This window comes from Kurthia senegalensis, assembly GCF_000285595.1.
In the GTDB taxonomy this organism is placed as follows: domain Bacteria; phylum Bacillota; class Bacilli; order Bacillales_A; family Planococcaceae; genus Kurthia; species Kurthia senegalensis.
Genome location: NZ_HE611066.1, coordinates 366,956 through 390,901, shown reverse-complemented (window position 1 = coordinate 390,901; position 23,946 = coordinate 366,956). Strand labels below are relative to the sequence as shown.

General features: G+C 37.6%; 26 protein-coding genes. 7 read left to right on the top strand and 19 right to left on the bottom strand.

Features of this window, described 5'->3' with window-relative positions; translation table 11 throughout:
• Positions 1-108: 108 nt before the first annotated feature.
• The 4 genes from KSHG_RS18810 to KSHG_RS18795 all read right to left on the bottom strand — a co-directional run bounded on the left by KSHG_RS18810 (position 109) and on the right by KSHG_RS18795 (position 3,166).
• Positions 109-1,530: a DEAD/DEAH box helicase gene (locus KSHG_RS18810; protein ID WP_010305000.1), complete on the bottom strand. Its 1,422-nt coding sequence runs from the start codon at positions 1,528-1,530 to the stop codon at positions 109-111.
• Complete coding sequence (locus KSHG_RS18805) at positions 1,530-2,387, bottom strand: AAA domain-containing protein (RefSeq protein WP_010304996.1); 858 nt, start codon at positions 2,385-2,387, stop codon at positions 1,530-1,532. Before KSHG_RS18805 ends, KSHG_RS18810 begins: the two co-directional genes overlap by 1 nt.
• 390 nt (positions 2,388-2,777) lie before the next feature.
• Positions 2,778-3,008 carry a hypothetical protein gene (locus tag KSHG_RS18800; protein WP_010304986.1) on the bottom strand — a complete coding sequence of 77 codons (231 nt, stop codon included), beginning with the start codon at positions 3,006-3,008 and terminating at the stop codon, positions 2,778-2,780.
• Positions 3,005-3,166 carry a hypothetical protein gene (locus KSHG_RS18795; protein ID WP_010304984.1) on the bottom strand — a complete coding sequence of 54 codons (162 nt, stop codon included), beginning with the start codon at positions 3,164-3,166 and terminating at the stop codon, positions 3,005-3,007. Before KSHG_RS18795 ends, KSHG_RS18800 begins: the two co-directional genes overlap by 4 nt.
• A 528-nt stretch (positions 3,167-3,694) precedes the next feature.
• On the opposite strand from KSHG_RS18795, the gene KSHG_RS09400 reads away from it, so the two are divergent.
• On the top strand, positions 3,695-4,312 hold the full coding sequence (locus tag KSHG_RS09400; protein ID WP_010304982.1) for a rhomboid family intramembrane serine protease: 618 nt from the start codon (positions 3,695-3,697) through the stop codon (positions 4,310-4,312).
• 26 nt (positions 4,313-4,338) lie between these two features.
• Here the strand turns inward: KSHG_RS09400 and KSHG_RS09395 are convergent, their stop codons facing one another.
• From KSHG_RS09395 to KSHG_RS09370, 6 genes are all read right to left on the bottom strand, one after another.
• On the bottom strand, positions 4,339-4,857 hold the full coding sequence (locus KSHG_RS09395) for a GNAT family N-acetyltransferase (protein ID WP_407635302.1): 519 nt from the start codon (positions 4,855-4,857) through the stop codon (positions 4,339-4,341).
• Between the two features lie 282 nt (positions 4,858-5,139).
• Positions 5,140-6,423 (bottom strand): right-handed parallel beta-helix repeat-containing protein, encoded by a 1,284-nt coding sequence (locus KSHG_RS09390; protein WP_010304978.1) that lies wholly within the window; start codon positions 6,421-6,423, stop codon positions 5,140-5,142.
• A 105-nt stretch (positions 6,424-6,528) separates the two neighbouring features.
• Positions 6,529-7,320 (bottom strand): ABC transporter permease subunit, encoded by a 792-nt coding sequence (locus KSHG_RS09385; RefSeq protein WP_235728363.1) that lies wholly within the window; start codon positions 7,318-7,320, stop codon positions 6,529-6,531.
• The gene (locus tag KSHG_RS09380; protein ID WP_010304974.1) at positions 7,317-8,189 is read right to left on the bottom strand and encodes an ABC transporter ATP-binding protein; all 873 of its coding nucleotides are present in this window, start codon (positions 8,187-8,189) and stop codon (positions 7,317-7,319) included. Before KSHG_RS09380 ends, KSHG_RS09385 begins: the two co-directional genes overlap by 4 nt.
• Positions 8,186-8,374 carry a PLD nuclease N-terminal domain-containing protein gene (locus KSHG_RS09375; protein ID WP_010304972.1) on the bottom strand — a complete coding sequence of 63 codons (189 nt, stop codon included), beginning with the start codon at positions 8,372-8,374 and terminating at the stop codon, positions 8,186-8,188. Before KSHG_RS09375 ends, KSHG_RS09380 begins: the two co-directional genes overlap by 4 nt.
• 29 nt (positions 8,375-8,403) lie before the next feature.
• Complete coding sequence (locus KSHG_RS09370) at positions 8,404-10,170, bottom strand: glycerophosphoryl diester phosphodiesterase membrane domain-containing protein (RefSeq protein WP_010304970.1); 1,767 nt, start codon at positions 10,168-10,170, stop codon at positions 8,404-8,406.
• A 129-nt stretch (positions 10,171-10,299) separates the two neighbouring features.
• On the opposite strand from KSHG_RS09370, the gene KSHG_RS09365 reads away from it, so the two are divergent.
• Positions 10,300-10,917: an NUDIX hydrolase gene (locus KSHG_RS09365; protein WP_010304967.1), complete on the top strand. Its 618-nt coding sequence runs from the start codon at positions 10,300-10,302 to the stop codon at positions 10,915-10,917.
• 201 nt (positions 10,918-11,118) lie between these two features.
• Here the strand turns inward: KSHG_RS09365 and KSHG_RS09360 are convergent, their stop codons facing one another.
• Positions 11,119-11,301 (bottom strand): hypothetical protein, encoded by a 183-nt coding sequence (locus KSHG_RS09360; RefSeq protein WP_010304965.1) that lies wholly within the window; start codon positions 11,299-11,301, stop codon positions 11,119-11,121.
• 271 nt (positions 11,302-11,572) lie between these two features.
• On the opposite strand from KSHG_RS09360, the gene KSHG_RS16675 reads away from it, so the two are divergent.
• The 4 genes from KSHG_RS16675 to KSHG_RS18335 all read left to right on the top strand — a co-directional run bounded on the left by KSHG_RS16675 (position 11,573) and on the right by KSHG_RS18335 (position 13,646).
• The gene (locus tag KSHG_RS16675) at positions 11,573-12,385 is read left to right on the top strand and encodes an MFS transporter (RefSeq protein ID WP_235728362.1); all 813 of its coding nucleotides are present in this window, start codon (positions 11,573-11,575) and stop codon (positions 12,383-12,385) included.
• 64 nt (positions 12,386-12,449) lie between these two features.
• Positions 12,450-12,764 (top strand): MFS transporter, encoded by a 315-nt coding sequence (locus KSHG_RS18790; protein ID WP_235728361.1) that lies wholly within the window; start codon positions 12,450-12,452, stop codon positions 12,762-12,764.
• Between the two features lie 289 nt (positions 12,765-13,053).
• Positions 13,054-13,278 (top strand): DinB family protein, encoded by a 225-nt coding sequence (locus tag KSHG_RS18050; RefSeq protein WP_083844879.1) that lies wholly within the window; start codon positions 13,054-13,056, stop codon positions 13,276-13,278.
• Between the two features lie 206 nt (positions 13,279-13,484).
• Entirely contained in the window at positions 13,485-13,646 is a 162-nt protein-coding gene (locus KSHG_RS18335; RefSeq protein WP_154646894.1) for a hypothetical protein, read from the top strand.
• Between the two features lie 89 nt (positions 13,647-13,735).
• Here the strand turns inward: KSHG_RS18335 and nikC are convergent, their stop codons facing one another.
• The 8 genes from nikC to KSHG_RS09305 form a co-directional block, all read right to left on the bottom strand.
• Positions 13,736-14,617, bottom strand: a complete 882-nt coding sequence (gene nikC / locus KSHG_RS09340; protein WP_010304964.1) for a nickel transporter permease — start codon at positions 14,615-14,617, stop codon at positions 13,736-13,738.
• A 15-nt stretch (positions 14,618-14,632) separates the two neighbouring features.
• Positions 14,633-15,637, bottom strand: a complete 1,005-nt coding sequence (locus KSHG_RS09335) for an ABC transporter permease (protein ID WP_010304962.1) — start codon at positions 15,635-15,637, stop codon at positions 14,633-14,635.
• A gap of 100 nt (positions 15,638-15,737) precedes the next feature.
• Complete coding sequence (locus tag KSHG_RS09330; RefSeq protein WP_187119974.1) at positions 15,738-17,342, bottom strand: ABC transporter substrate-binding protein; 1,605 nt, start codon at positions 17,340-17,342, stop codon at positions 15,738-15,740.
• Between the two features lie 5 nt (positions 17,343-17,347).
• Positions 17,348-18,346 carry an ABC transporter ATP-binding protein gene (locus KSHG_RS09325; RefSeq protein ID WP_010304958.1) on the bottom strand — a complete coding sequence of 333 codons (999 nt, stop codon included), beginning with the start codon at positions 18,344-18,346 and terminating at the stop codon, positions 17,348-17,350.
• A complete protein-coding gene (locus tag KSHG_RS09320; protein ID WP_010304956.1) occupies positions 18,339-19,325 on the bottom strand; it encodes an ABC transporter ATP-binding protein in 987 nt (328 codons plus the stop codon). Before KSHG_RS09320 ends, KSHG_RS09325 begins: the two co-directional genes overlap by 8 nt.
• Positions 19,326-20,161: 836 nt before the next feature.
• A complete protein-coding gene (locus tag KSHG_RS16670; protein WP_010304953.1) occupies positions 20,162-20,935 on the bottom strand; it encodes an ABC transporter ATP-binding protein in 774 nt (257 codons plus the stop codon).
• Complete coding sequence (locus tag KSHG_RS09310) at positions 20,932-21,933, bottom strand: FecCD family ABC transporter permease (protein ID WP_010304951.1); 1,002 nt, start codon at positions 21,931-21,933, stop codon at positions 20,932-20,934. Before KSHG_RS09310 ends, KSHG_RS16670 begins: the two co-directional genes overlap by 4 nt.
• 13 nt (positions 21,934-21,946) lie before the next feature.
• On the bottom strand, positions 21,947-23,086 hold the full coding sequence (locus KSHG_RS09305) for an ABC transporter substrate-binding protein (protein ID WP_010304947.1): 1,140 nt from the start codon (positions 23,084-23,086) through the stop codon (positions 21,947-21,949).
• Positions 23,087-23,321: 235 nt separating this feature from the next.
• Between KSHG_RS09305 and KSHG_RS09300 the strand changes: the two genes are divergently transcribed.
• The gene (locus tag KSHG_RS09300; protein WP_010304944.1) at positions 23,322-23,945 is read left to right on the top strand and encodes a hypothetical protein; all 624 of its coding nucleotides are present in this window, start codon (positions 23,322-23,324) and stop codon (positions 23,943-23,945) included.
• Position 23,946 lies beyond the last annotated feature (1 nt).

Sequence of the window (23,946 nt, the reverse complement as noted above, 5' to 3'; positions counted from 1 at the left end):
CTAAGCGCATTATTCAGCATAAAGTGTACCACATTACGCTCAAACGCGTGATGAGAACAAAAAAGGATCGACTATTAACGTCCATCCTTTTTGGCATGCTATTCATTTTTACAATGCATTATGCGCTTCTAAAATAGCGATACTCTTATCAGCTACATCGCTTTTCAAATCAGCATACAATTTTTTATCGCCGATAATATAAAATTGTTCTTTAGCCCTTGTCACAGCAACGTTCATTAAGTTTGGTTCCGAAACCGCCCAACTTGCTGCACCTCGACTATCATTGTCTGCACCTAATACGAAAAATACAATTTTTGCTTCTTTCCCTTGGAACGTATGAACCGTTCCTACATTCACGCACTTATTCCCTTTTTTCTTCACAAAATTAATTTCGTTTAATTCATTTTCAAGCTTTTTAGCTACGTTTCTAAAAGGCGAAATGACGTAAATATCATCTTTTAATTTCGGGTCTATTTCTATCATCTTTTGTATTTCTTCTTTCAAGCGCACAGCCTGTTCTTTCACAAACTTATCAATCGCTTTTCCTTCTACGTGAAGCCATTTTGCTTTCCCTATCGAATCTGCATCTTTCCCTTGAACCATAAGTCCATTATAAGAAATTTCGTTTGAAATGGTGAACATCGGATCATTACATCTACGATGAACCCATAATGGAATACCTATCCACTCTTCTTTATTTTTAAAATACCCAAACTGACTCGCATCATCTACGATCGTTTGCGTAGAAGCATTTGCTGAAATAAATTTTTCATTTACATCATGATGTCTAGAGATGAGCGTCAAAATAGAAGGCGGAATCGTTAGGACAGGTTTAATTTGAGATGGATCCCCAACAGCAAATATTCGCTTACTTCTAAATACAGCACCGACACTAGCTTGTGGCAATGCCTGTCCCGCTTCATCAATGAATAAATTGGAAACCGTGTCTACGTGTAAATTTTTAAACATTCTTCCAAAACTTGCAAACGTCGTACTTATGACTGGCACAGTAAAATTAATCCATTGCCACGATGCCGTTATGAGTTCATCCCCATTTACTTTTCCAATCGTTGCTGGTTGTCTTTCCCATACATTAATCGCACCTTTTAAACTTTTATGATTTTCATATAAAAATTGTTTACGTACACCTAATGCTAATATAAATAACTCAGACTGCATTTTTCTAAAATCAGTTGAATACCACGCATTCGATTTCTGCAGTTGCTCATAGCTTTGTGAAAAATCTATAAACGGTCGCCCTTGTTGCACTAGCTCATCATTGAGTTTTGTAATACGTTCTTGAAGCTGCTGAATCGTATGCGTATTTTTTTCTACCCATTCAGAAAAATCCTGCTTTATTTTTTGTAATGTAAGACTGATTTCTTTCATTTCATCAAAATTATGCTTGAGTTTTTCTTGTATAGATTCTTTATTTGATTTGCTTTGTCTCATCAAATCTTTGCACTGTTTTAACTGTGTGTGTACTTCTTTTAACTCTCTTGCGTACGCTTGAAATCCTTTCGTATTCATTATTTTTTTATTGTGAAAAAGGAAGGTTTAGCAAGTTTAGCAATTTCGTATGCTCGTTCACAGTCTATACATTCCTCTTCTTTTTCAATCAATTGTTTATCTAATAGGCGCACTTCTTGGTCCCATTTCATTTTTCTCATACTCAATTCACTTAGGTTAGCATTTTCATTTAGTTCAGCTACATCTTTTTCCTTCTCTTTAACCAACAATTCTTTTTTATAAAGAGTTTGCTTTTGAATTTGTTGCTCCTCTAATTTATGTAATTGTTGCATTTGTTCACTAAATTTTTGGGCCTCTTGTTGTTCTGCTTTCACTTTCTCGAGTAAATTTATAAATCTTTCATAAATCGATGCATCTGGTTGAAAGTCTTTTTCAAAGTATTCCAATATACTTTTAATTGACGTTACTATACCCGTCATATTTTTTGAAGCTCCTCCTTCTAAAGAAAAGAGTCCCCAATTTTCTTCATTCGCATCTTCCACATTCGTATGTTGTGCATTCATAATATTTTTAAAATAATCTACTTCCTCTAGTAAAGGATGAAATTCGTTCGCTATTTCACTTTTTTTAGGAAGTTCACGTACAATATTTTGAACAGCTCCATTATTAGAACTTGCAACGACTATATTTTTATCTGAAATTTCATTCGGAAGAACGGCCATTTTTCCTTTATCATAATAAACGAGTTCTCTCTTCAACTCTTTATTTCGCAAATTAGTTATTTTTTCAGCTTGTTCCACAATAAATTCAGCAAAAATATCTTTTAATAACGTCGTTTTCCCTGTTCCTGGTGGTCCATTAACTCCTTGTATCGTATTGGAATCATTTACAGCAAGATTTACCGCTGTTTGTTGCATAAAGGAAAGAGCAAATTGTGGATTTGTTGGGAATCGTCCAAGAGGATATTTTTAGGTTGAAGAATATTTTCTGAAAAAATTGAGCGATTGTAATTCGGAGAATTTTTACGACTGTCTAAGTTATAACGTTCACCTTGAAATCCTTCAAAATAACGTGTTAAATTCCTACTTGAAAGTGTATTTGCTTTCAATAAATCTTCAATAAAAACGAATGTAAATTGACGTCATCCATTTCAATATTTTCTTTAAAACATAGTCTAAAATTATTTTTATTTATATCATATACACGTGCAAGATTCGTCAATGTTTTATTAAAATCCTCTTCAAAATCTCTCGCATATTGTTCTTTATAAGTATCTTCTCTTTCTTTTAAAGCCTTAGAATCTACAATCATTTTTGTTCTTTAAAAATCCACTCATTGTTAAAATAGATGATCTGGTAAAAATTTAACTCATGATCAAAATAAAGAGCTAATGTAAATTTATCTGTTGAAATTACTTCATCATTCGTTGACTTTATTTGATAATTTTCTCTTAATAAATCTTCAATTTCTTGAAAATCGAAAATACCGAAGTATAAAATTAATCCTGCTTTATTTACTTTATTTGGTTTCACATTCAAATATTCTTTTTCTTCTCAAAATAAGCTGTTAAAAATTGTTTCCAATCATCCATAGGTTCATCAATTGTATCGAAATTTGTGTCTCGTTTATTAATTGTCCCTTCAGACAGTTTCTCAATAGTGATCCAGGCATCTAATATGTCTTCTCTCTTGTTCAACTATTCCACTCCTAATTTAAAATTCACTCTAACAAGTTTATTTAACCTCTAAGAAGAGAAAATAAACTTAATTTACTCAACGCAATGCAATACATTTCGCAATAAATAATTGTAAAATAATATACGCACTAACATCACTATCGTCTGATATTTCAAAATGATTAACTTATAAAGCGGTTCATCAAATAAAGTTTTCCTTTCAAAGGCAAACACTTCTAAAAAAATGGAAATATTTTATAATAAGCGTATCAAATATTCGAGGTGTTCATATGCTAGAAAAGCAATTTTTCCGACTTGTTTTTTAATCATTCCACTCGTATCCATCGCTTTACTCGTCATACTTCATCTTCTATACAAAAATGAATCATTTGATGATACTAGTAGTAAAATCGCGATAGCCATACTTATTTATTACATCGCAGCAAGTTTTATTTGGAGCTTTTACGCTGATCAAATCCGAAAACATTTCAAGTAAATAACTTGCACTATATTTGGCTAACATTTTATACAAAAGGAGTTGTTCGTTCGATGTTTACTTTTAATAGTCATGTGAAATTCCTTCCTAAACAAGCCCCTATTACGTGTTTAGTTTTACTTATTTGTTGTATTTTAACGATGATCATAACTTTTTTAGGTGGTTTTACGAAGGCGAATCATCTTACATTCGGTGCGCTAGACAAAACGGTACACGATTCGTTTCAATTTTGGCGATTCATCACCTATTCATTTCTCCATTCAAACTACGTACATTTCATGAGCAATGCGTGCTTTTTCTTCGTTTTATCGTTACCACTTGAGCGTATTATGCATAAAACAATTTATATTATCACATTGATTTTACTAAGCGTTTGTGCTGGGCTTTTCACGCTATTTTTTTCAAATTATGATTATATCGTTGGGTTATCAGGCGTTATTTTCGGACTTTTAGGCATGTATTTTTTCATTTTAATTCGTGATCGAATGGCCATCGATTCATTCGATCAACTTGTTCTTCTTTTCGCCTTTTTATTCGGATTTTTGATGACCTTTACACTCCCTAATATAAGTTTAGCTTGTCATATTGGTGGATTCATCGGTGGCATCATCATCGCACCATTTGTCATTCAACAAAAAACATTGCCACGTTTATATAACATACATCATTAAATCGCTTCGGAACGTAAAAAAAGCAACTACTCGACTGCTTTTTTGCGGGGGGATATATCTAATACCATACGGACTGTTTGCAAGTCATGTCCATCAAAATTTTCTATAAATTCATCTACGACTGTAAAGCCTTTCGCTTCGTAAAAACGGGTCCCGATTTCATTGTCTCTTTCGACGTTAATATATACGTAGCGCATATCGACTATTTCGCGTATACCGTGATTTAATAAAGCCGTTCCAATTCCTTCTCCTTGTACTTTTGGTAATAAATAAATGGCCGAAAGTTCAACTTCACCCGCATTTTTTAGATGTACATAATTCGCAAAGCCAACAATGGTATCATCAACTAGCGCAACATAGACAAGCGATCGTTCCATCCGACTTTTCAATCTGCTTTCATTGTATGCCATACGTAAAAAATTATTTTGAATTTCTTCTGGTATAATCCCCTCGTACGTAGCGTGCCAAGTCGTTTCAGCAATATGCTTCACCGCTTTACTATCCGAATGTTTCATAGTACGAATCGTTAATTCCAATACGAACACAGCCTCTCTTTAATTGTTTACATCATCTTAGATGAAGAAGAAAGAATTTTCAATTATTCATATGGTAAAATATTCTATAAGGAAGTACTTACATGAATACATAGGCAGTTGAAAAACCACGTACGCTTCTGTACAGTTTTTATTTTGTCCTCCTTTTGTTTTTTCATCTTTTCTATATGTAACGTATACCAACATAAGAAGCGTTACGAGGATAGGATAAACTAAAAAGAGTCGCTATGATATTAACATCATAGCGACTCTTCTCATGTGAGGCACTCCTGATTATTCGACTGCTTTTTCAAACGCTTTTACTTCGTCATATTGTTCATCTTTCCAAATCCAAATCCCATTTGAATTCGAAAAATGATTGTTTCGGAACGTATTCCCCTCATTTTTTTGAAAATAATTTGCGACAAAAATCATCGAGTTGCTTGCGACAAAGTTGTTGTCTTCAATCACATTATTTTTCGCATCATATTGAACTAACAACTGCCCACCTTCTAAATTTTTCGTATCATTTCGTACGAGCTGGTTGTTTACAATCGTAGAATGCCGCGTCCCACCTCGTTGCTCATCGTATCCGCCAATAGAAATACCCGTATAATAATTGTCATGCACATCATTCGAACGAATCGTAATATTTTCTGCATATTCCCCTGCGTGTTCCGATGTCGCTTCGATTCCTAAATCACTATGGTAGACTTCATTTTCTTCGATGAATACATTTTTCGCACCGTCTACATATATGCCGCCCGCGCTATACTCATTCCCATACGCCGGATTCCCGTACGATGAAATGTCATGTATTGTATTTTTTCGAATCGTTCCATCTCGCACGAAGTCATCCGAATCTTTTTTCGCAATTCCTTCGTGCCCGATTACATCAATTCCAATATTATTACTATGTCGAATCGTATTGTGTTCAATCATAAAATGTTGAATATTCCCGTTGAGTACGAGTGCCTCACTTGCACCTAATGTTAAGTTTTCCAGCGTATTCCCTTCGATTGTTATATGTTTGATGGCATCTGTACCATAAATTGCAATCCCATGCGCATTGCCTTCATCAGACGTCGTACGAATGTTTTGGATATGATTGTTTTTCAGCACAATGGATTGGCTATCCCCCGTAACGTACAGACCGATAGCTGTCTGCTCTGCCTTTTTCGTCGTTACCTCTTGTAAAGTAAAACCTTCAATCGTAATAAACTGCTGGTTCTCTATTGTCACGAGTGCTTTTATTCCGTCTTTGGCACGTAATTTCGTTCCATCTAACAACACGTGTTCTTTGCCGTATGCACGGAATACAATCGGATTCTCTTCCGTGCCACTATGCTTCGGTTGAAGCGGTTCTTCATACGTCCCCTCTCTTACGTAAACAATCGTCCCTGCACTTGCCCGATCTGCCGCTTCTCGTAACGTCCGAATCGGCTCGCTCTTCGTTCCTTTCGCATCGTCTTTCCCATCACGTGCTACGTATAGCTCGGTCGTAGTCGGTTGCCACATGCTATACGCTATAATGCCAAATACGATGCCGAGTACGCCCCATAGGATGAACTTTTTCATTCGTTCTCACCTCTTCTACTTTGTATCACATTGTATCGTTTCTGCTTACTGAGTTCCAGCTATAAAAAATACCCATTCGAAACATTTGTTTCGAACGGGCTTTTTTTAACGATCCGCTTCACTTTTTACGCGTTGGCGATTTTTTTTCGTAAAGAAAATGCCGAGTACGATACAAACAATTAAAATACTAATCGACAACATGCATGTCGCCATGAAATACGTACTTGTCTTCGTTAAAAACTCCGCACCGTACGTCGCTAACTTATACGGGCTGTAATGCCAATACGTTCCAAATAACTGATCGACCATCACACCAATTGGCACGCAGACGATTGCGACACAAATCGCAACAGCTGTTGAAAAAGCCGCACTGCAAAGTAAACAAATCGCACATACGATCATGAGCCATAAGCTATACGTTGCCATCATTTGGATAGCGCCAACTGCATCTACTGTGCCATACAATAAAATCGTATAGTACAAACTAGCTGCATATCCAACTAAACTTGAGAAAATCGCCAGCGCGCTCGCAACGATCCATTTGCTTAAAAAGATTTGAACAGTTGACACGGGACGAACGTATAGTAAAATCCCTTGTCCATTTTGTCTTTCTCGGCTAATCATACTCGCCGTCGTTGCGACAAGGACGGATAGTCCAATCGATTGGAATTGATTCGTTGAAGCGAGTAAAATCGTTTCCGCTGTCATGTCTGGAAATGTCATAGAAAAACCTTCTGGCATATTTCCTACGGCATTAAAAATATCTTCCATATAATAATTCGTTAAAGGGTCTGATATGCCAAGAAAAATAAATAATAATGGCATCCAAAGTAATTTATAGCTTCGAACGATGTCTAACCATTCTTTGTATAAAAGTGCACGTAAAGATTGCATCATATCATCACCTTCATAAAAATTTCTTCGAGAGATGTCGTACGAACTTCGAGCTTTTCAACATCGGCGCGTTCATCAGCAAAATAGCGCATAAGAGAAGGCATCGTCTGACCGCTTTCTTTCGAAATGAAGAGTGTATTTCCAACTACTTCGCCTTCAAAAATCGCGGCATAATGTGTGGCATCTGCACTCGTTAAAAACGTAATCGCAAATTGTTCTTCACGATACTGTGCACGAATTTGTTCGAGCGTATTTTGTGCAATCAGTTCGCCTTTTTTCAAAAACAGCAGTTGGTCAGTTAATTGTTCCGCATCGTTTAAAATATGCGTCGAATATAAAATCGTCATCGTTTGTTTCAATTGCTCAAACAGTTGAAACATATCGCGTCTTCCCATCGGATCAAGCGCCGAAACGGGCTCATCTAATAACAGAAGTTTCGGTTCATGCAAAATCGCCTGCGCGATGCCTAAACGCTGTTTCATACCGCCCGAATATGTCGTAATTTTTTTCTTACCGACATCTGCGAGTCCGACAAATTGTAGTACTTCGTCGATTCGTGTACGTAATTTCTGTTTCGACATACGATGCAATCCACCAACAAATTGAAGAAATTCGTACCCATTCATCCACGGATAAAACTTCGGATACTGTGGTAAAAATCCGATATGTGCAGCTTGAATTGGTTGCCCGTCTAATTGAATGTCTCCAGTAGTAGACGGAATAATTTGTGCCAAGATGGATAATAATGTCGTTTTCCCTGAACCGTTTGGACCGATTAAAGCTGTAATCGTATTCGGTTTTAAAGAAAAATCAAGCGGCTTTAAAACAGACGCATGACCGAAATTTTTCGTCACATTTTTTGCTGTAATCAATCGTTTTTACGTCCAAAAATAAAGTAAATAATCGGTCCAATTGTGTTAACGAAAATAATGACGAGTACCCACGCCCATTTCGGTCCTTTTGTCGCGTGAATTCGGCTTATGTCAACAAGCGCAACGACCATTAAAATCAATTGAATAATAAAGATTGGAGCTAACAATGCAACGTTCAAATCCATGTTGTTTCATCCTTTCTTTTCTTTTTATTTTATCGATCCGAGTAAAGCATTACATACATTAAAATTTGGTCTGCAAACGTCGGTTCTTCTTTAAAACTTTCAAGTTCGCCATTTAACGTTTCTAAATCATCCGTAATAATCCCATCAACGTTGAGGAATAAAGAACGGCGTATATCATCTGCGCTATTCACCGTCCAAACAAATACTTCTTTGTTCGCAAGTAATGCCTTCGATGTAAACGTAGCGTTCAACGTCGTTTGTTCCATCGTGTAGGCATCAAAATCTGTCGTCGGGAATGAGAAGTTAAACGGTAAAATATAGCTAACGAACGTATTCGGTGCGTCTTTTTTCAATGCTTCCGCTGCTTGATGGCTAAGCGTTTGCATACGATGATGATTTTCTTCTAGTTGATCTCCGTACTGGTCAATAAAGTTTTTTACCATATTTTTAGAATCGAGTGACGATGTTTTTAATTCTACGAGTAACTTTTGACCGTGTGCATCTGCGTGTTTTAAGTACGCATCAAAACTCGCAATCTTCGCCGTGTATCCATTTTCAGTCACCGTTAACTTCGTCAGTTGTTGAAGTGTCAACTCCTGCGGTGCTTTATTCACCCCAGCAAGCTTCGATAAATTTTTATCGTGCATCACGACAAATTGATGGTCCTTCGTTTCTTGCACGTCCATCTCAATATAATCTGGATTAAGTTTCATCGTGCGTTCCATCGCTTCAATCGTATTTTGTACCCCATTTGCCTCTGAAACCCCTCGATGTGAAATCGTTACAGGTTCTTTCTCAACTGTAATAGAAGAATACAACATATTGTATGCTACAACGCAAACGGAAATAATAGATAACAACCAATATTTCCGTCGATACAGTGGGCGCATATTTCGCGTAAGCGGCTTCGGCGTTTCTTCAATTAATTCATCTATGAAAATCGAGCTATACGCCATAATCGCAAACATATTAAGTAAAAAATGAATGAGCTGTACGAGCGCTAAGTTAATCGCCACTGCGATTACAGGAAATGGTGCTGGCAATAAATCAAATAAAGATTGTATGCCGTAAATACCTAGATATAAAGCATTTGTTACGACGAAAAGAAGTGCCGCAATCAAAGCGTATCGTAGCGCATAAAAGAGGAATTTATTTTTCGTTCGTTGCCAGCTTAGCACCATCGCCACGCTGAAACGTTTCGGACGAATAATAATTTCAGGTAACGTAAACACGAAGCGAATACCAAAGTAAAACAAAATCGCCACAATACAAAGAAACGGAATCAAATAAAGCGGCTCCATCACAATTTCATCAAAAATAAATTGTGGAATGACGATTTTGCTCAGCAATGGTGAATTTAAAAAGAAGACGCTAAAAAATGGCAGTAATAAAAATAAATAAGCAAAAAATAAAATGCTCGTCTTCCAATTCGTATGTAATACGACTTGTTTCGTTTCCGCAATGAGTGATTTAACGTAAAAGCGATGTTGTCTTATTTGAACAATCCCTCGTAATACGAAAACAAATTGTAAAAATGTAACGAATAACAGGAAGCCAATTAAAATGATTAATCCGAGTGAAACGAATGGATGGTCCATAAAAATCGACAAAAAATTCGTATACGATAAATAGGTGATATTGCCGAGTTGTAGCAACCCTGAAACACCGAATTGAAATAGTGGAATAACGAGTAAATCGACTAATAAATTAACACCGGAAATAAGAATTAAAAAATAAAACCAATGTTGCTTATACTCGTGCCAAATCGCCACTAAAAAATCTTTATATTGGGTCAAATATGTCCCCTCACATTCTTTATACAATACCTTTTTTCAACACTTTTCTATCCAAAAAAGGGTTGCCGTCTCTATCGTAACATGTTCTCCTAAAATTGCGGTATACTTTTAAAAAAAGGAGCTGAGAAAATGGAGCCAAAGTGGTTAACTTATGCGAAACAGTTACAAGCGATTGCACAAGCAGGAATTGCTTACTCGAAAGATGTGTACGATCTTGAACGATTTGAACAAATTAGAGAATTGAGCGTCGACATATTAGCACACTATACGGAACTCGAACATCATACGTTACGCGAATTATTCGCGAACGAGACAGGCTATGCCACACCGAAAGTTGATGTGCGTGCTACCGTATTTTCAGAAGGTAAAATTTTGCTCGTTCGAGAAAAACAAGACGGTCTTTGGGCACTACCTGGTGGCTGGGCAGACATCGGGCAAACGATGAGCGAAGTAGCTGTCAAGGAAGTACGAGAAGAATCCGGTTTACTCGTTCGTCCTGAAAAATTAATTGCAGTACTCGATAAGCAAAAACATCCACATCCGCCCTCTGCCTACTCCGTCTATAAATTATTTATCCAATGCTTTGTCACGGGTGGCACGATTCAAAAAGGGTTGGAGACGAGTGATGTACAATTTTTTGAAGAAGCGAACATTCCGGCACTGTCACTCGCGCGAAATACCGCTTCACAAATTACGATGGCTTTTGATCATTTTCGAAATCCCGAACGGCCAACACAGTTTGACTAACAAAATGGCGTGCTTTCTTCGCATTAGTCATTGTCTCAATCATTATTATTCTATTATTCGTCATCATTGCTGTTGTAGTATTCGTCATCATCGCACTACTATCTATGACTTTGTAGCTTTTTGATTGAATAAATAAGAGAACCCCACTGGTACAAAAAATACTAGTGGGGTTCTCTCCTTTTAGTTATCCATCTATACCGATTAGGCTTTCCGTTTCCTTTTTGTCTTTTGAAATACGTAAAAAAGAAGAAAAACACAAATAACCGCTACGATTTGAAGAAGTACCGTCTTCATAGAAAATTGGTTCGTTAAATAATTCAACCCTGTTACAACAATAATTCCTACTATACCGCCAATTAAGACGTTTTGTAATTGTAAGTTCAAAGTGAAATCCCCTTCCTTTAAAATGTTATCGACTACTCTTTCCTTTCATTGTATCATGCCTAAAAGCGCTCTATACATTTCATATTCTAAAAATTCATTCTTTTTGCTATACTAGTACTATCTTTCATCTTCCTACCCATGCATATAACTATCAATTTATTTTTTAATTAACTATTTCATTTTTACTTACTGTTCATCTATCGCATTGGAGGGATTCGATTGTAACATTACCTATTCTCTTATATTTTTTAAATAAGAAAGGGTAGTGAAGATGAAAAAATCGTTTCATTTTTTATGGATTAGTCAAGTTTTAGCCAATTTAGGCGATGTTTTTTATATTGTAGGATTAGTTACTATTTTGTATCGCGAAGGACATTCTGCTTTTTTACTCGCCTTATTACCATTTTTAAATACGATGGGACGTATGATCAGCGGTAGTTTATCACCATTCGTCTTTAATCGCTTTCGCTTATTACGCGTTTTAACGAGCACGCAATTCATGAAAACAATTCTTCTTAGTTTATTAGTTGCTGGTGCATTTTTATCGTTACCATTTGCATTTATTTTCGTGTTTATTTTTATCATTGCTTTGTTAGACGGTGTCGCACAGCCCGCTAGTGCCGCATTGATTCCACGAATTGTCGACTCTACCTATTTATTACGAGCGAATAGTATTTTATCCGTCGTAAACGAAATGACGAGTTTAGGTGCTTGGGCAGTCGGTGGCATCATCGTAGCACTCTCAAGTGGAGAAGCGATCATCATTCTAACGTTCATTTTATTCGTCTTATCTTCTTTCTGTTTAATACAAATCGTCGATCATACACCTTTTGAAAAAACGGATGAACGGTCGAAAAAACAAGAACTAGTAGAAGGGTTCTTACTCATTTGGCATACGCCTTCTTTTCGTTCGATTCAAGTGATGCTCATTTTAGAAGCCCTCGCAAATGTCGTTTGGGTTGCGGCAATTATGTATATTTTCGTTGCTGACGTGTTACATGAATCCGAAGCGTGGTGGGGGTATATGAATACGACATTTTTTTGTCGGGCTACTCATAGGTGGACTACTTTGCACACAATTTGAAAAAATCTTTCAAAAAAATTTACGGCACATCGTCCTCTTCTCATCACTCGGCGTTGCGCTAACGATGCTTGCACTCGGATACAATACGATTTCTTGGATTACTTTAGTGCTCAGTTTTTCCTTCGGCGTTTTTGAACAATTAAAAAGTATTTTACTCCAGACGTGGTTACAAATAAAAGCGTCGGACGATACACTCGTAAAAGTGTACAGCGCTCAAAGCGTCTTAACTTCTATGTTACTAGGCTTTGCGTCCTTACTTGCTGGCGCATTGGCAGAATTATTTTCCGTTCATTGGATTTTCATCGGAGCGGGTACACTCCTTCTCCTCTCAGCCAGTTACTTTTTCATACGAAGACATCGTTTTTCGGACGAGACTTAAGCAAAAGAAGCTCGTCCATAAGTAAAAATTGCAGCCTTTAATAGAGAAGGAGATGTCGAATTTGACATCTCCTTCTCTATTTTCGTGTGCAAATGAGGATTGATGGTTTCTGTGTTGTATATTTTAAAATTTGTTGCCATGAGTGCGAAGTCCATTTCATTTTTCACTTTCAACAAGATGTTGGATATGAAAGACACAATCGTCTTGTTGATTTTACTTCTAAATCTAGTGGCAATAGGAGTCGATTCATTTTAGAATTTTTGTACATAAGGAATTTTGATAGAAGTATATAAAAATTGTTAAGAGTAGCGGCCGCGACTTCTGCGGGAACAGTACGAGCGAAATATCCATTTTTTCGCGTCTTCACAAAAAAACACCTCATCATTTATTATTCCATGCATTCACGCACGAGTTTCACCATAAAGGACAACTTACAGCGATGTTGCATTTAATGGGGCACACGCCGAACAATATTAATATGGTTCAATTTGATTCTGTACCAAATGAAGATTAAGTAAAAAGACTCGGATACGAAAAGTAGTTATGATGTTAATAACTACTTTTTTGTTCTTCTATCCGTAGCATATACGAAGAATATTTTGTTCGCCTATTTTTTTCTCTTCCCCCTCACATTTCCCCGTACAAAAGCCTTTGCAACGTGCTATACTAATGTAAAATCAACGTACTATAGATGATGAAGTACAGGGGGGATTTTAAAAAATGGGCGTGTTTTTTGCGATTGTTTCTGTTGTCATTTGGATTTTTTATTCGCTTAATTGGATGAAGTCTCCGCAAACGATTAGTCCAAATCAAATGAATCTTTTATTGTATGGTGGTACACTCTCAACTGTCATCGTACTCGTTTATTTACTAAAAACGTAAACATACAAACTACAAATATTTTTTTCATACGAAAAAGCGATGGATTTCGTTCGTTAAGACCGAAATCCATCGCTTTATTGACTATTCGTTTAGTTTTTCATCTTCGGATCGAGTGCATCACGCAATCCATCCCCCATTAAGTTAAAGCCAAGTACCGTTAACATAATCGCAACCCCTGGGAAAATCATCGTCCAAGGTGCATTTACTAAGTAAACACGGGCATCCGCTAACATTTTACCCCATTCAGGAGTTGGTGCTTGAGCACCGAGTCCTAAAAAGCCGAGTGCAGCCGCTTCAATAATTGCCGTCGCAATCGCAAGCGTCCCTTGTACGATTACCGGAGCCATTGAATTCGGCAAAATATGCTTAAATAAAATACGCGTATCTGCCATACCGATTGCCTTCGCTGCGGTAATGTACTCTTCTTGTTTAATGCTCAATACTTTAGAACGAATCAGTCGCCCAAAGTTTGGAATGTTAACGATTGCAATCGCAATTAACGCATTTTGTAAAGATGGTCCGAGTACTGCTACGATTGAAATCGCTAATAAAATACTTGGGAATGCTAACATAATATCGAAGAAACGTGAAATAATCGTATCGACCCATTTACCGTAATAGCCCGCTAAAATACCGAGTAAGCTCCCGATTAAAATCGAACCAATAACTGAGAAGAAACCGACCCAAAGTGAAATTCTCGCTCCGTATAATACACGTGAGAAAATATCACGACCGAAATCATCCGTCCCAAACCAATGGGCAGAAGATGGTGCTTGCAAGCGCTCTGATAAATTTTGTTCATTAATCCCTTGCGGTGCAATCCAAGGAGCGAATATCGCCAAAATTACAAATACGATGACGATTCCTGCACCAACGAGGGAAACTTTACTCTTTTTAAAACTACGCCAAGCGTCTTTCCAAGGACCCGCTTCACGCGGTTCCTTTTCAGATATCGTTTGTTGTGTTGTCATAAGTTGCCTCCTCCGTTAGTTGTATTTAATTCGCTTATCGACAAGGCTATATAAAATGTCGACGATTAAATTAATTATAATGAATAAGAACGCGATAATTAAAATGCCCGCTTGAATAACCGGATAATCTCGGAATCCAATTGCATCGTATATGTAACGACCGACGCCTGGCCAACTGAAGATTGTTTCAGTTAAAATAGCCCCACCGAGTAATAAGCCTGTTTGAAGACCGATTACTGTTAACACAGGGATGATTGCATTTTTCAATGCGTGTTTGTACACGACGATAAACGTCACTTGCCCTTTCGCTTTTGCTGTACGAATAAAGTCTGAGCGCATCACTTCTAACATGCTTGAACGCGTCATTCTTGCAATAATCGCCATCGGAATGGTCGCAAGTGCAAAGGCTGGCATAATTAAATGCTTCAAGACGACAATGAATTGATCAAATCGACCTTGAATGAGCGTATCAATTAAGTACAAGTGTGTGATAGGGGTAACCGGATTACGCGCATCTTCACGACCAGACGTTGGCAACCAGTCTAAATTGATTGCCAATCCCCACTGCAGCATTAAACCTAACCAGAAAATTGGCATTGATACACCGATTAACGCAAGAACGGTTGCTGTGTAATCAAACCATGAATTTTGGAACCACGCTGAAATGATCCCGGCATTCACACCGATAATGATTGCTAACAGCATCGCAAAAAACGATAGCTCAATCGTCGCAGCTAAATAGGGCCAAATCTCTTCTGAAATAGCTGTTTTCGTACGCATCGACGTACCTAAATCGCCTCTTAATAAATCACCTAAATAATGAAAATACTGCACGTACCAAGGATTATCTAAGCCTAAACTTTCGCGCAATGCTTTTACCGCTGCTTCCGTTGCTTGTTGTCCTAAAATAACTTGTGCCGGGTCTCCAGGAATTGCTCGGATAATGAAAAAGACGATCACAGTCATACCGAGTAATACAGGAATGAGTTGTAATAAACGTCTTCCTACATAATTTAACATTGCCTTCACCTCAATCTGAAAAAATGCCCCCAGCGATTTCCCATCAATAAAATCTACAACGATTTTGTTTCGGAAGATTGCCTAGGGACACCTTTAATGGTTATTTAATTTCAATCGTATCAAAAATGTCTGATCCTGTTGGATGAGGATAGAAGTTTTTGATTGTGCTCTTACCAGCTAGAAGCGGTGTCGAGTAAGCAAGTGGTACCCAAGGAGCTTCGTCATGGAAGATTTCTTGTGCTTTTTTGTACAATTCGTTACGTTTGTCTTCATCCGTTTCTTTTTGTGCTTCTAATAATAGTTTATGCGTTTCACTATTTTTGAAGTACGTGTAGTTGTTACTACCGATACTTTGTTCATCTAATAGTGTGTAAAGGAAGTTATCTGCATCTCCGTTATCACCTGTCCAACCAAGTAAGAACATATCTGCTTCACCTTTAGCTGCTTTTTCTAAATAAGTAGCCCATTCATATGAGACAATTTTCGTTTTAATACCAACATCTTCTAAGTTCTTTTGAATTGCTTCTGCAATTTTTTGACCGTCTGGCATGTACGGACGTGGTACGGGCATTGCCCATAGTTCTAATGCTTTGCTGCCATCATAGCCTGCTTCTTTTAATAATTCTTTTGCTTTTTCTGGATCATATGGATATGCTGAAATTTCTTCGTTGAATCCTGATACTGCAGGTGGCATTGGGTTCGTTGCTACATCTGCTTTCCCTTCATAGAAAGCACTAATTAATGCTTCTTTATCGATTGCATAGTTTACAGCTTGACGTACTTTTTTATCATCGAATGGTTTACGTGTTACTGTCATACCAAGGTAACCGACATTTAATGATGGACGTTCGATTAATTGTAAATTGCTATCAGCTTCAACTGATGAAGCATCTGAAGGGCTAATGCCTGTCGCTAAATCAATTTCACCTGTTTTTAATGCATTTAGACGTGCAGAGTTATCTGGAATTGATTTGAATACGACTTCATCCACTTTTGGAAGTCCTTTTTTCCAGTAATCTGCGAATTTTTTAATCGTCACAGAATCATTACGTTTCCAAGAAACGAACTCAAATGGACCTGTACCGACTGGATTGTCACCGAATTTGTCGCCTTCTTTTTCAACAGCTGTCGGTGATGCGATACCGAATGGGCTCATCGCTAAGTTTTTAAGGAATGGTGCTTGTGGTTGGTTTAATGTAATCACAACCGTGTTATCACCGTCCGCTTTCACTTCTTTAATAACTGCCGTGTCTTCTCCTCTAAATCCACCAAACATTGATTGGAAGTAAGGGAATTTGTCTGCGTCGCCGTCTAACCAGCGATCAAAGTTTTTCACGACTGCTTCTGCATTAAAGTCCGTACCATCGTGGAATTTAACACCTTCTTGAAGTGTAAATGTATACGTTAAACCGTCATCTGAAATTTTCCATTCTTTTGCTAAACCTGGTTCTAATGTCGTATCTTTTTCAGCAAAGCGAATTAACGTTTCAAATACATTTTGTGTTACTGCGAATGATTCACCATCCGTTACAGCAGCTGGATCAAGGGAAACAGAGTCTCCACCACGGCCATAAATTAACGTGCCACCACCACTGTCTTTACTTGAATCTGAAGATTTGTCACTCGAGCCGCCACACGCTGCAAGAATAACTGATAGCACCATTACAAGTGCCGCTAACATTAAACTCTTCTTTCTCACACTCATCACCTCTAATTAATTGGATTTATATCATTGCGCTCTTCATTAAATAAATGACAAGCAACAGAATGACCTTTTTTCGCTTCAAAATAAGCAGGTACTTCCTTCGTACAAATATCCATTTTAAATGGACATCTCGTATGGAATGTGCACCCAGATGGCGGGTTTGATGGGCTCGGTATGTCCCCTTGAATGAGCTCTTGTTCCCGCTTGAAATCTGGATCAGGTACTGGCACAGCCGTTAGAAGTGCCTGTGTGTACGGGTGCAGTGGTTCTTCATACAAGCTTTCACTGTCCGCAATTTCAACTATATGACCTAAATACATTACCGCTACTCGATTGCTAATATGTCGAACGACACCGAGGTCGTGTGCGATAAAAATGTATGTTAGCTTCAATTCTTTTTGCAAATCTTGCATTAAATTGAGTACTTGTGCTTGTACAGATACGTCAAGCGCAGATACCGGTTCATCAGCAATAATTAACTCGGGATTCGTCATTAACGCACGAGCAATCCCGACACGTTGACGTTGACCACCTGAAAATTGATGCGGATATCTTTTCGCATGAAAATCACTCAACCCGACAATTTTCAACAGTTCCGACACTTTTTTCTTTCGTTCAGCGGCATTCCCAATACCGTGAACGATCAGCGGCTCTTCTAAAATTTTGCCAATCGTATGTCTCGGATTCAATGATGCGTATGGATCTTGAAATACCATTTGAATATTTCTTCGCATCGCCCGCATTTCTTTGTTTGATAATTCTGATATTTTTCTACCTTTGAACGTAATCGTACCTTCCGTCGGTTCTAGTAAACGCATCAACATTCGACCCGTCGTTGATTTTCCACAACCAGATTCTCCAACAATCCCGAGTGTTTCGCCTTCATTCACTTCGAATGACACATCATCCACTGCTTTTACGTGACCGATCGTTCTCGAAACAACGCCTGATTGGATGGGGAAATATTTTTTCAAACCTTCTACTTTTAACAACGGCTCACTCATGTACGACCAACTCCTCCGTTAAAAAACATCTCGCTGTATGTGCTTCTTTAATTTGATACAGTTCTGGTTCTTCTGTACGGCAACGATCGAACGCAAATTCACATCGCTCCGCAAAACGACACCCGACTTTCACTGAGCCCGGCTTCGGTACACTTCCCGGAATCGCATACAAACGCTCCTTTTTAAAACGCATATCCGGAATAGATTGGATTAAGCCTTTCGTGTACGGATGCTGCGGATTTTTGAAAATTTCATTCACATATCCTTGCTCAACAATTTTACCGCCATACATCACGACAACGCGCTCACACGTTTCTGCCACGACACCTAAATCATGCGTAATGAGCATAACCGCTGTATTTAAGCGTTTGTTTAAATCTTTCATCAACGCTAAAATTTGGGCTTGAATCGTCACATCAAGTGCTGTTGTCGGCTCATCTGCAATTAAAATATTCGGATCACATACGAGTGCCATCGCAATCATCACCCGTTGGCGCATTCCACCAGACAGTTGGTGAGGGTATTCTTTAAACAATTCCTCTGCACGCGGTAAACCAACTAATTTCATAATCTCGGTCGCACGTTCTTTCGTTTGCTTTTTCGACCATTTTTTATGGTGAATAGAAATCGCTTCTGTTAATTGATTTCCAATCGTAAACAGTGGATTTAAAGACGTCATCGGCTCTTGGAAAATCATCGCAATATCATTTCCTCGAATCGCTCGCATTTCTTTTTGTGATAATTTCGTTAAATCTTTATCTTTATACAAAATTTCGCCATTTGTAATTTTTCCAGGTGGTGAAGGAATCAGTCCCATAATAGATAAAGACGTTACACTCTTCCCACAGCCAGATTCTCCAACAACGCCTAAAATTTCGCCTTCATACAAACTAAAAGAAATAGTATCTACTGCTGGAACAGGTCCATCATCCGTAAAAAATGTCGTTTCTAGCTGATTAACTTTTAAAAGTTCTTTCACTAACGAACCAGCCTCCCCTCATAATGCTCGCTTAACTAATTTTATACACTGTTTTATGTATCGTTTTTTCTAATTAAAATTGAATTAAGCTATTTTTTAACATTTTATAGTAAAATACCAAAAAAAGCTATTTATTTTTTTCGAAATATTCTATTTATTTTTACAATTCAATCAATTTTATAGTTATATACGTACGTTAACTAGCTTAAAACTTTCGTTAAATAATATCGAAAAAATTATTCTATCGTTGAACTTTTTTCTTTCGAACGTAAAAAAACGACTGAGACAAAAACTCGTCAATAAGAAAAACCATTCATGATTGGAATAAAATCGTGAATGGTTTTTTGTCTGCTGGACAAACGTTATTCTCTGTTTCAGCTGACGCTTTTCACGAGCACAACTTCATCTCGTTTTTTCGCGAGAGCACGCATTCCGCTCGTGCTATTTTCGCAAACGTCGCAGCCGAAACGAAAAAACTTTATAGACTTCTATCAAAAATTTCTTATGTTCAGAAAATATAAGATGAATCAACTCCTATTGCCACTAAATAACCTAAAAAGATGATCGTGCCGTTCCTATCCACCCTCTCGTCGAAAGCGACAAATGAAATAGACTTCGCACTCATGGCAACAAACTAAAAAATATGCCGTGCAGGAATCCTAATTTGCACATAAAAATAGAGAAAGAGATGTCAAATTCAACATCCCCTTCTCTATGAAAGGTTAATACTTTTACGTATGTTCCAGCTTTTTTATATTATTTTTCTTCTTCAAAAGAATTGAACTGACAAGAGCTAATCTCTCTCTTTATTCCTAAATCACGCGGAATCATCGTTTCTAACAATAAATCATCTTCTTCAAAAATAATTTTTTCAATTCAATACCGAAAAATTGCTTCATACGAGCTTCTGTCATTACATCAGCCGTTTGACCGAATACGAGTCCTTTTTCTTTCCCTGTCATCAATACGTGGTCAGCTAAGTAAAAAGCGTGGTTCGGATAATGTGTATTAATAATGCAAGAAATCCCTTTTTCTTTTGATAGACGGCGAATCGTTTTCAGAATGACAATTTGTTTTTGAATGTCCAAATGTGATTCCGGTTCATCTAAAATTAATACTTCTGGGTCCGCTACGAGCGTACGTGCAATAAGTGCAAGTTGTAGTTCCCCACCACTCACTTCATTGCATGATTTCTGTGCTAAATGTTTAATGCCGACAAGATCGAGTGCTTCAAGAGCTGCTAGTTTATCTTTTTTCGAAGGTTGTGAAAGTGTACTAATGTATGGCGCACGTCCCATGATGACTAATTCTTCTAATGAATAGCCGAATGTCATTTTATGTGCTTGTGGTACATAGCCAACTCGTTTCCAAAGCTCTTTCTTATGCAGCTTTGTCAACGGTTGATCGTCAATGTACGTTTCACCTTCTGTCCAATTTAGTAAACCGGTAATACATTTTAACATCGTCGTTTTACCAGCACCATTTGGACCTAAAATAGATAAGATTTCGCCTGGTTGTAAAATAAAGTTCACGTTTTCAGCATATAAATTAGGTAATTGTTGACGACGTTTCGAATAATGGAAGTTTCCATTTTTAACTTCTAATTTCATGACCAACGACCTCCCATTTTACGTAATAAAACAGCGAAGAATGGCGCACCAATAATAGCTGTTAAAATCGACAACGGAATTTCTGTAGCTGTTAAACTACGTGCTAAATCGTCAATTAATAATAAATACATACTTCCGATTGCTAAAGAAACGGGTAAAACGTATTGGTTATTATTACCGACAAACATACGCGCAACGTGTGGAATGATTAAGCCAACCCAGCCGACAATCCCTGCAGCAGCAACTGTTGCCGCTGTAATAACTGTCGAACCAGCAATAACAGCCCATTTCAATGCTGTTACAGGAATCCCCATTGACTTCGCTTCATCCTCAGGTAACGTTAATAAGTTTAAACGCCAGCGTAGTAAATAAAGAACGAACATACCGCATAAAATAATCGGACCTGCAATGTATAAATCTCGGTACGTTGCTGTACCGAGACTTCCCATTAACCAGTACGTAATCGCTGGTAATTTTTCTTCTGGGTCTGCAACAAATTTCGTTAACGAAATAAGCGCATTAAATAAAGCAGACGTAATCACCCCGGCGAGTACGAACATAAAAACAGCGGCACTCTTTTTATTACCTGCAACAAAGAAAGTAAATAAAATAGCGAGTAACCCGAATACGAGCGCAATTAATTGTGCTTCAATGCCTTGACCAAAAAATAAAATACCGATTGATGCACCGAAACCCGCACCTGCAGAGACACCTAAAATATCGGGTGATACGAGCGGATTTCCGAACATGCCTTGGAAACTAGCACCTGCCATCGCAAGACCGCCACCAATTAATAACGCTAAAATAATTCGTGGAAAGCGAACGTTCATAACGACCGTTTCTTCCATATTCGTCCACGTTTGATCGATTGGGAATACTTGTGACGTTAAAATTTTGACGATTGTATAAGGATCTACGTAAAATCGTCCGATTCCTAACGACACAATGGCTACTACGATTGGTAGTAGCCACATTAAGGCAATTTGCCATTTTTTCATTGTGTCGACACTCCTATTGTTTTGCTGCGTCAGAAGATGGGTGTAAGATTGTTTCAACTTCGTCATCTGTTACATCAAAGTTGTAGAAATCTTTATAATAAGATTTAATTTCTTTATTCATATCATAATCAAATAATGCTGGTTGGTTGTGGCTCGCCATCCATTTAAGCATTAATGGAGAATCGCCTGATGGTGGGAACCAACGGTAAATACCTAGTGGAATTTTATAAACTTTCTTATCTTGAACGGCTTTCACTTCGCTCCAGTCTTGACCGCTTACTTTGTTACCGATTAAGTCTTCTGGTTGTGTTTCAGTGAAGTTTGTAATGTAGATAATGTCTGGGTTCCATTTATAAATTTGTTCCATATTTACTTCTTTTTGACCTTGAACGCCGTCAGCAGAAACGATATCATTACCGCCTGTTGCATTGACCCAATATTCGCCCCAAAGGTTTTGACCCGCAACGACGATTGATTTATCACTATGTTGGTGTAGTACTAACACGCGTGGTTTTTCTTCGTCTTTAACATCTTTTAATTTTGCATCGATATCTTTTTGTACGCTGTTTACGTTATCAATGTATTTATCAGCGCGGTCTGTTGCGTCTCCGCCTTTAATTTCTGCTGTTAGTTTTAACCAGCTATTAAATGTTTTGACTGGGTTTGCATCTGCTACTTCAACTGTTTGAAGTGCCATCGTATTAATACCCGCCTCATCTAATTTTTCAATTGATTTCGTATCATTGGCAATTTCAAAATAAACTTGAGGATCTACTTTCATTAATTCCTCAACATTTACTTCCCCATTTTGAATGAAGTCTGTTGATGCTTTTAAAACGTCCGGTGACATTTTAGCAAGCATTGAGTTAGAAGCTGCGTTGTATGAGTTCGGGTGCATACCGACAATTTCCTTCGTTGAGTTCGTTGCTACGAACCAAGTTGAGAAGTAAGGTAAAATCCCACCTACTACAACACGTTCTGGATCATTTGGAATTGTGACGTCACGACCTAATTGATCTTGTACAATTTTTTCTTCAGTTGTTGTTTGTTTGTCGCCTGAATTACTTGATTTTGAGGCATCGTCATTACCACATGCTGCAAGTAACCCGGTTGTTAGCATTGCCGCTGCTAAGAAACCATATTTCTTCTTCATATATAACTTCCTTCCAAGTTGCTTCTATTCTTATTAGAGAACATTCATAAATTTTATATTAACTACCTTTCATGATACTGATAATGATTTTCAGTAACAACATATTTTGTCGAAAAGACACGAAATTGTTTCTTTTTTAACAAAATTTATGTCTAATTGAAGATGATTATCGTTTAAAATGTCGAAAAAGCGTATTATTTGTCTGAGAATGAGAATCAAAAGGAGCGTTACGTATATGAATTTTACAATTGCACGTATTGACCCTGGACATGCATTCGGCGCAAATGGCCAAATGCAAAAAGGACAAGACTTAACTGTCCAAGTAATTCCACAATATGAAATCCAATCAACTGATTTAAGCAATATCGACATATTATTAATTCCAAATTTCGTTGACCAAGAACATTTAATGGCACATAAAGATATTTTTGAAACATTTTTAAACGACAAAAAAATCATTGCCTTCTACGGTCATTTATTCCGTCCATTTTTACCGAACGTTTCCCTATTCATGCCGGAACGTATTCAACACTATACGGATTACAACGTGTATCCACAAAATGAAACACCCATTTTCGAAGGTGTTGAAACAGAAGATATGACAATTAACAAAGGTGTTGCTGGGTTCTTTGCTCGCGGTTACTACCACGTAGATGAAGAAGCAGAAGTTCACTTAACATTTAAGAGCGGTCATGTCGTAACATATGTTGACCGTCATTCGACAAATGGAACACTTCTCGTACATGCAGGACGTCCACTTTTAGGTTATGCCGGACAAAACAAAACGACGGATCGTATCCGCCCTCAATTACTTGCTTGGTTTCAAAATGAAATCAAACAACTAAAGGAGAAAAACTAAC

Bases quoted from the DNA above. Each gene is read 5' to 3' on its own strand.
- KSHG_RS18810 (WP_010305000.1), bottom strand. From the start codon at position 1,530: ATGAATACGAAAGGATTTCAAGCGTACGCAAGAGAGTTAAAAGAAGTA.
- KSHG_RS18805 (WP_010304996.1), bottom strand. From the start codon at position 2,387: ATGCAACAAACAGCGGTAAATCTTGCTGTAAATGATTCCAATACGATA.
- KSHG_RS09400 (WP_010304982.1), top strand. From the start codon at position 3,695: ATGTTTACTTTTAATAGTCATGTGAAATTCCTTCCTAAACAAGCCCCT.
- KSHG_RS09390 (WP_010304978.1), bottom strand. From the start codon at position 6,423: ATGAAAAAGTTCATCCTATGGGGCGTACTCGGCATCGTATTTGGCATT.
- KSHG_RS09385 (WP_235728363.1), bottom strand. From the start codon at position 7,320: ATGATGCAATCTTTACGTGCACTTTTATACAAAGAATGGTTAGACATC.
- KSHG_RS09375 (WP_010304972.1), bottom strand. From the start codon at position 8,374: ATGGATTTGAACGTTGCATTGTTAGCTCCAATCTTTATTATTCAATTG.
- KSHG_RS09365 (WP_010304967.1), top strand. From the start codon at position 10,300: ATGGAGCCAAAGTGGTTAACTTATGCGAAACAGTTACAAGCGATTGCA.
- KSHG_RS16675 (WP_235728362.1), top strand. From the start codon at position 11,573: ATGAAAAAATCGTTTCATTTTTTATGGATTAGTCAAGTTTTAGCCAAT.
- KSHG_RS18790 (WP_235728361.1), top strand. From the start codon at position 12,450: ATGCTTGCACTCGGATACAATACGATTTCTTGGATTACTTTAGTGCTC.
- KSHG_RS18335 (WP_154646894.1), top strand. From the start codon at position 13,485: ATGGGCGTGTTTTTTGCGATTGTTTCTGTTGTCATTTGGATTTTTTAT.
- nikC (WP_010304964.1), bottom strand. From the start codon at position 14,617: ATGACAACACAACAAACGATATCTGAAAAGGAACCGCGTGAAGCGGGT.
- KSHG_RS09335 (WP_010304962.1), bottom strand. From the start codon at position 15,637: ATGTTAAATTATGTAGGAAGACGTTTATTACAACTCATTCCTGTATTA.
- KSHG_RS09330 (WP_187119974.1), bottom strand. From the start codon at position 17,342: ATGAGTGTGAGAAAGAAGAGTTTAATGTTAGCGGCACTTGTAATGGTG.
- KSHG_RS09325 (WP_010304958.1), bottom strand. From the start codon at position 18,346: ATGAGTGAGCCGTTGTTAAAAGTAGAAGGTTTGAAAAAATATTTCCCC.
- KSHG_RS16670 (WP_010304953.1), bottom strand. From the start codon at position 20,935: ATGAAATTAGAAGTTAAAAATGGAAACTTCCATTATTCGAAACGTCGT.
- KSHG_RS09310 (WP_010304951.1), bottom strand. From the start codon at position 21,933: ATGAAAAAATGGCAAATTGCCTTAATGTGGCTACTACCAATCGTAGTA.
- KSHG_RS09305 (WP_010304947.1), bottom strand. From the start codon at position 23,086: ATGAAGAAGAAATATGGTTTCTTAGCAGCGGCAATGCTAACAACCGGG.
- KSHG_RS09300 (WP_010304944.1), top strand. From the start codon at position 23,322: ATGAATTTTACAATTGCACGTATTGACCCTGGACATGCATTCGGCGCA.